Annotated in this window: 7 protein-coding genes and 1 pseudogene; 3 read left to right on the top strand and 5 right to left on the bottom strand. The window is 47.7% G+C overall.

Annotation, left to right across the window (positions count from 1 at the left end; translation table 11 throughout):
- From AXFE_RS16655 to AXFE_RS16645, 3 genes are all read right to left on the bottom strand, one after another.
- Positions 1-837 (bottom strand): IS630 family transposase (locus AXFE_RS16655; protein ID WP_152626181.1); only part of this gene is annotated, 837 nt, incomplete at its 3' end.
- Positions 838-930: 93 nt separating this feature from the next.
- The gene (locus AXFE_RS16650) at positions 931-1134 is read right to left on the bottom strand and encodes a hypothetical protein (protein WP_052607048.1); all 204 of its coding nucleotides are present in this window, start codon (positions 1132-1134) and stop codon (positions 931-933) included.
- A gap of 586 nt (positions 1135-1720) precedes the next feature.
- Positions 1721-3541 carry a toprim domain-containing protein gene (locus AXFE_RS16645; RefSeq protein WP_160291916.1) on the bottom strand — a complete coding sequence of 607 codons (1821 nt, stop codon included), beginning with the start codon at positions 3539-3541 and terminating at the stop codon, positions 1721-1723.
- A gap of 332 nt (positions 3542-3873) precedes the next feature.
- On the opposite strand from AXFE_RS16645, the gene AXFE_RS21710 reads away from it, so the two are divergent.
- Both AXFE_RS21710 and AXFE_RS20515 read left to right on the top strand, forming a co-directional pair.
- Positions 3874-4131, top strand: coding sequence for a helix-turn-helix domain-containing protein (locus AXFE_RS21710; RefSeq protein ID WP_052607046.1), 258 nt, complete (start codon positions 3874-3876; stop codon positions 4129-4131).
- Between the two features lie 259 nt (positions 4132-4390).
- Positions 4391-4846, top strand: a pseudogene (locus AXFE_RS20515) (IS30 family transposase); the annotation flags it as partial.
- 126 nt (positions 4847-4972) lie between these two features.
- On the opposite strand, the gene AXFE_RS16625 reads toward AXFE_RS20515, so the two are convergent.
- Together AXFE_RS16625 and AXFE_RS16620 are read right to left on the bottom strand one after the other, a co-directional pair.
- Complete coding sequence (locus AXFE_RS16625; RefSeq protein ID WP_052607043.1) at positions 4973-5422, bottom strand: helix-turn-helix domain-containing protein; 450 nt, start codon at positions 5420-5422, stop codon at positions 4973-4975.
- Between the two features lie 309 nt (positions 5423-5731).
- Positions 5732-6493, bottom strand: a complete 762-nt coding sequence (locus AXFE_RS16620; protein WP_052607042.1) for a sensor histidine kinase — start codon at positions 6491-6493, stop codon at positions 5732-5734.
- Positions 6494-6798: 305 nt separating this feature from the next.
- Here AXFE_RS16620 and AXFE_RS16615 point away from each other — a divergent pair.
- The coding region (locus tag AXFE_RS16615) for a hypothetical protein (protein WP_200891339.1) at positions 6799-7074 on the top strand (276 nt) is incomplete at its 3' end.

Here is a 7074-nt window from a genome sequence, read left to right as displayed (position 1 = left end):
AAGCAGTGGCTGGGTTCTATCCAACGCCTGGATCTGTGTCTTTTCGTCAATACATAGTACCAGTGCAGCATCAGGGGGATTGAGATAGATCCCAGTTATGTCGCGGACCTTTTCGGTAAAGGCCGGATCGGTACTGATGTTGAAGTATCCCAAGACATGGGGCTTGAGGCCAAAGGTTCTCCAGATACGTGAGATGCTCGCTGGTGATACCCCGATCCGCTTGGACATTGAAGACGTCGACCACTGGGTAGCAAGCGGGGGCTCTTCTTCCAAAGTGATCCTTAGAATCTCGGCGATCTTTTCGTCATCAATGCTTCTCGGTTTTCCACTTCTCGGTGCGTCATCGAGAAGTTCCACTCCGTAGTTGATAAAACGCCGCTTCCATTTGCATACCGTCTCTGTAGATATCTGAAGTCTTTGCGCGATCTCGTTGGTTCCAACCCCTTCGTTACTCCATAGGGCAATGCTGGCCCTTGCCACCTGTCCTATGGGAGCTGTGGACTTTCTTACCACTGCTTCTAATTCGCTACGTTCTTTGGGACTGAGCGGAACCACCGAAGCTTGTCGTCCAGATCTCTTCTTGGGCGGCTTGCTCTGGTTGGCATCAATGTTTGGCTCCTCTGAAATGGTGTGACTTTGCATCGTTCTCCCTTGCAAGGTTATGTCCTTACCAAGGAGAACAACCTTAGAAGGGATTAATTCCTCAGTTTCAGGGAAATTATGAGAGGGGACACTAGCCTGACGTCCACCAGAATTGAGGTAACTTAGAAATAGGTTTGAGGGATCAGGAAAGTATGGTCCAAAGATACTGGTGCTGTGGTCCAAAAATTCTGCCAATAGTGGTCCAGAGAATCGGAATAGTCACTTGGGGTTCCACTTCGTGGAGCATCAGATAGAACCGATACCCAAAGAGAGAGAGAATCTCTTCCTCTACTTAGAGACAGCAAAGCCTGAGACACTGGACAATTCAATGATCTCATCCTGGCTAAGGCCATCAGCTGCTCCAAGGGCAATCTTGGCACGAGTTACATGAGACTGAGGCGAGGTTGTAGCACGAAGTACGCCCTCTAGAAACTTTCTATCGTTGTCTGAAAGAACAACCTTGAATGCCGGTCGACCAATCTTCTTTTCCATTACTCTCCTAAGTGTAGTGAAATGTACCTCTGTATAGGTAAAACACTAAAAATAGGGATTAATTCCTTAGTTAAATGAATTTATGACTAGGGACACTAGTTGTGCTCACCATAAGGCGTTACGGCCATCCCCCCAACGAGAGTTGAGGATGTTTACCCAACCATCGAGCCGAGGATATTGATCCCGTAATACATTTGCCGCCAAACTGACACCGCTGTCACGCGCGCACCGCTGCGTAATTCCAAGTTTTCAAGGGGGCAATTTCCCTATATTTTGTGCCACTTTAGTACCCGTGTAATTCGAAAACGATTTTTAAGAATAGGATATATCTAAGATAAACGGTATAAATATGGGAATCGCTGCTCTCGCATTTCCGCTAAATGAGCTAAGACCTCTCCCCAGTAATTTCTACCGCGGTACCGTAGCCGCAATCGCGTGGAAATATGGAGCGTTAGGCCAAAGAAAGTCTATTGTCGCCTGGCGCACGGTGAGGCTCGCCAGTACCAAATCGAGCTCGACGAACTGCTTAGATTAGTTTTGCTACGAGGATTCGAATAAGACCGTATGGATAGTCATTATGCCACAGCTAATCAATGACCTCGAGAACAAAAGAACCATGACGCCATTTTTGCGCTGCCCCGTGCGCGTCAATTGCAACCTGGGCGATCTGTGGATAATGCCCGTCTTCGGTTGAAATGGCAGTCTTGATTTTTTGTTCAAGAATTGGCCAGAGTGCCTTTGTCAATTCCGTCTTGCTCACACAGTACTCCCATCGCCCCCGCTTTTTTTCAAATTTTTCATCTTGATTCCCGCTCTCCCAAACTCTTCTAATATCCTTCTTTTTGCCCCGCCAATAGGCGAGCACTGTGACTAGTTCTTCTTTCGACCAGTCGTTACAAGTTTTGTGCACGGTTGCTATAGCGCTTGCTAATTCTTCATCCGTAAAGTGTTCGTATTCGAAACATGGAGCGCTCCAAGTATGTATTTTCACTAATTCATTAAGTCCAGGCTCGGTCGTTTGAGCCCCCTGGGCCGCTAAGCCACTTTTGATTTCGACCTTAATATCGTTGAGCAGCTTGTCGATTTTCTGTTTCGTCGCATACAGTCCCTCTGGATCTGCAACAATCATAAAACAAGTTGGTGGCTTGATCATCCATACAAAATCACCAGCCGCGCCTTGCCGAGTTACGAGCGGCGTAGCAGCGAGGCCTGCAACTTTCACTGGATTTTTATCGGTGCCACCTAGATTTAGAAGGCGCACTAACTCAGGAGCATCTGAGTACCCGAGTGCATTCCAGACGCGTGGAAACATGATTTCCTCGCTGTCACCTTCTACGGCTAGAACCACACGTGGATGTGGTGACAGGCCCACATCCATTAATTGTTGATCGAGTGTCGACTGCTTGCTACTTAATCGATCATGTAGGGGGTGCCAAGTAGTGGTCGGGATTGACGGCAATGGCCCTGTTTCACCGCGTTCGGATAAATCCTCGTAGAATCGTAATAGGATCTCTGAAGTTTCGCGCAAGTGCATTGCTGACAGCAAGTCACCGTTCAGGTGCTTCCAGGATTCGCGCGTCGCATACTTTATAAGTTCCCTCCATGGACCATTTGTTGGATCAATCGTTCGTGCGAGCAACAGAAGGCACTCGGCATCGCTATGTGCGTTGCTAGCTGAATATTGGAGCTGTCTGCTTACCTTGACAGGATCGAAGTCGCGTCGAAAAGCTAAATATTCGTCTATTTTTGTGTTGGTCAAGCGAATCTGACCTGCTTCGAGGATGGGAAGGTATCGAGCTTCCAGTGCCAACGCCATAAGACCAATTCTATGGAGTTGATTTGCGCGCGTTCGAAGCGTATCATCAGGTTCCGGGAGCCGCGGGTATTTTCGTTCATTTCGATAGGAATATCTGCACTTACCCAGCCACGGCTTAAGGAAAGCAACAATGGAGAGTTGGTAACGAGAATATAGCAATCCATTCCACCAGGAATAATTGGTAGGTCTCGACGATTCGAAAGACAGCCTTGGAATAAAGGGGATTTGACCCAAATCGCGTAGGCGACCTTCACTGCGCGCTGCCCTAAATTCAAGCATGCGTCCATTGGCTCTAGGTTCGCCGTGTTCTTGATCGTGTGGTTCATAATATCGTCGATCGGTTACTTCGACCAGGGGAATTATAATGCGATGCTTGTAAAGTTGGCGGAGAAGAAGTGGACTCAGATCGGCCCCACGTTCCTTAGCTTGACGCAAAAAATCCTTTGTGTCAAGAAGACATTGCTGCGTAGCAATCCAGGGTAATGAAATAACCTCGGGCGCGGAAACAGCCTGTCGATTATTCGTGTTGAACCCGTCCCTAGCGAAGTCCACAGATATCCCCGTTTGTTCTGGTTCTTCGATAAACTTCACAGACCATTGAAAAGTCATTTTGCACCAAAATCACCGCTTTCCATATTACCCGGAAAAAATAGGGCTCGGGTTCAACCGGTGAACGCAACGATTGGTTGACATTTCTCGTGCTACATTAAAAGTTAGAACAAGGGATAGTAAATGACTTTCTATCTCACCATCTTCCAATGTGATCTCGCTGGTAGATTACGATCTCAAGGAAAAAGTCTCAGAGCATAATTCGCAAAGATCAGTGCTAAAGAAATTGGATGTTCCCATTACGGTATCGATGTTATGTCGCGAAGGTAAGGTCGTGATGCAAGACCAGATATCTGGATACCACGGAAGTTGCCTTGTGCGCGAATGAGCGTGAGGATATCTCAAATGGGATTTCTCGCGGTGATTCAATGAGTCAGATCGCCAGATCCTTGATCAGATCTCCATCTACCGTGACAAGGGAGATAAAGGGTAATGGTGGACGTGGTTCGTATCTAATCTGGCCAGCCCCTCTCAAGGCTCAAAACAAAATCAAGCGGCCTAAGGTATCCAAACCTTCCGACAAAGCTCTCCGTTGGCAGGTGACATCACGGCTTGAGGAACTTTGGACTTAGGAAGAGATCACCAATCGGCTTCGAGTGGACTTTATGGATAATGAGCTATTGCAAGTGAGCCACGAGACGATTTATAAGACCCTCTACGTGCAGGGTCGTGGTGAAGTTGGACGAAAACTTGCTCGGTTCCTGAGGTTAGGAAAAACTAGGACGTACCACTATAGGGCAGGCAAAAAAAGAGCGGTCCGATTGCTGATATGGTGATGATCTCGAGCCGTCCCGCAGAAGCAGACGACCGAGCCGGTACTGGGGTACTTTCGAAGGTGATCTAATCATTGGTAAGAGTGGCAAGAGTGCTGTTAGGACCTTAGTGGACCGTTCAACTCGCTTTGTCTTGTTGCTGCAACTTCCAGATGACATAAGTGCAGTTGCTTCTCAGAAAGCTATGACTAAGGCGATCCAAACACATCGTTTAGTGCTCATGAAATCCATTACTTGGGACCACGGCTCCGAGCTAGCCAGGCATAAAAACTTCTCTTTAATAACTGGGATACCCGTATTCTTACTCGATTCACACTCGCCTTGGCGAAGAGGGTTAAATGAGAACACCAACGGTCCACTACGTCAGCACTTACCAAAGGGAACTGACTTGAAAAAGTATTCAGCAGATGACTTGAAAAAGATACAAAGACGCCTCAATGGAAGACCTGGAAAGACTCTTGGCTATGAGGTGCCAGAAGAGAAACTAAACGAACTCGTTGCTGTATCTAGATGAATCCGCCGAGGGATTCGGCGTTCCATAAGGGTGTGCAAAGCTTTGCTTCTGGCAATGTCAGAAGAATGTCACGCCACCTAGCAGGAATGATGACGATGGCATCCAAAAAGACGCGAAGCTCCACATCTAGAAGGCATCGTTGTCGTACTGCCCAGTGCGTTCAGATAATTGAGCAATTGCGTCTAACTTTTCTGCACGCTTTCTATCGGAGCTTTCCATGTACTCGATTACATCGCTCAGCTTTACCCGCCTACGAGTGCATCGGTACTGTGCTGGAATGCGACCTTCATCGATAAGACGGTCCATGTAGGTGCGTGAAATTCCAAGAAGCTCAGCAGCCTTGGAGTTCGTAAGCAACGAGTCAATTGAGGCGACAATAACTCCATGGCCATCACCAAAGCGGCTAAGCAGATCGAGAATTGCCTCATTTACTTCGTTAGGCAAACCCATTTTCTGGCCATCGAGCGTTATGCGTGGAGCAACATGCGATTTTCGTATTTGCTGGAGCAGTTCCTCTATTTGAGCAGCACGAGGACTTTCGAGCGGATCCGTTATGTGAGGCATCTGCATCGACATAGCTCCTCTTTTTAACTATCACTCATTTATGTCACTAAACGACACAAACACAACTAACATTCGGCACTCATTCTTGGAAGTCGACCAATCCATTTAGTTGATTGCATTGTGGATCAGTCCTTTGCTCGACTCCCTAGCTTGATTCTTTGACTCGACTCCTTGACTCGCAGCCTGCACCCGCCTCGCCAAATAGCATTCTTTTTGAAGTTGGGGTCGGGCGTTCTGCAGCCTTGCACCCTTTTGGGCCTACTGTTACCTATCTCCTTAGTATTAGGGCCTGCCTGCAGTATCGCGTTTAGAGAGTAGCTTTTATCTTCCGAGTGGTACTCGCAGAACAATCCTTGCACCGTGGCCCCGTCGGCTGGTGACATCTAACGTAGCACCAACCAATTCGGCCCTCTCTCTCATCCCATCGAGGCCAATTCCGCGGGTTATATTGTCGGGGTCAAAGCCGATGCCATCGTCACTTATCGCAACAATCAGTTCGTCGGCATCTGCATTTACATGTACGGCCAATGAAGCAAATTGAGCACTAGCGTGCCTTTGAATATTTGAAAGAGCCTCCTGGACAATTCGATAGATTGCAGTCTCCACCGTCGAGGCCATGGTTACTGAATAGTCTTCTGGCAGATTTACATCGACAGTCGGAGTGCGAATTGATGAGGCGAGTGAGTTAAGTGCGGCGATCAGTCCGAGATCATCAAGGACCCCGGGCCTAAGGCGATGAATGGTATTTTTGGTCTCTGCGATCGCCGCTATGACTAATTGTTTTGCTGCCTCGATCTCTGTCTGACTCTCTGGCATGTCGCTAGCGTACATGGCTGCGTCAAGGCGATAGTGGGTAGAGTGAAGGAGTTGTCCAACTCCATCGTGGATATCGTTAGCTATCCGCTTTCTCTCTTGCTCGGTGCTGTCGATCGTAACTGCAGCAAAGCGCTCTAGCTGGCTTTCAGGTGCGATGAGCCTATATAAAAGTGCTGCGGTTTCAATGTGTGGTGCGATAATGTTGGCGACATATTTTAGATCGTCTAGGACTAGCTCTACGTCAGCTGGGCTCTTTGCCCAATGCACATTCAGGACTCCAATTACGCTTCCATTTGGACTTAGCCCATCTTTCGCAGATTTCCCGAAAAATCGCCCTAATTGGTCCCTTTTGAGGGGATTTTGGGCGATTTTCGGCTTGGGCGATTTATAGATTTCCTGGTAGATGGGTATTAGGTCTTTTTGGGTCGCGAATGTAGTGTCCTAATTTTTGAGTAGTTTTGATTATGACTTGCATTAGCTCTGACATGGTGCTATTGTCTTGTTGTGTTTATCCGTGAAACTCCAACAGTTAATAAAAATGACCGGCGTTAGCTACAGTAAGTACCAACTCGTTGAGTCCTACCGCTGTGAAAAATGGTCCCCGTCAACGTATAGTAATGACCTTGACCGAACTGGACCTGGATAAGTCATTGTGGCCAGCTCTGGCCAATGCTATAGCCCAGAGACTCTCTGGAGTAACCTCACTCTTTGAATCAGATCCTATTATTGCCAGATACGCCGATCTGGCAATCACTAAGTATGCAATTCGTTCCGAAGTTGCAGCCGCTAAAGAAACAAGAGCTACTGAGGCTGACCTTGAGATGGTGGATCTCTCTAGTGCTAAGACT

The sequence above is a fragment of the Acidithrix ferrooxidans genome (genome assembly GCF_000949295.1).
In the GTDB taxonomy this organism is placed as follows: Bacteria; Actinomycetota; Acidimicrobiia; order Acidimicrobiales; family Acidimicrobiaceae; genus Acidithrix; species Acidithrix ferrooxidans.
This window is presented reverse-complemented; position numbering and strand designations above follow the sequence as displayed.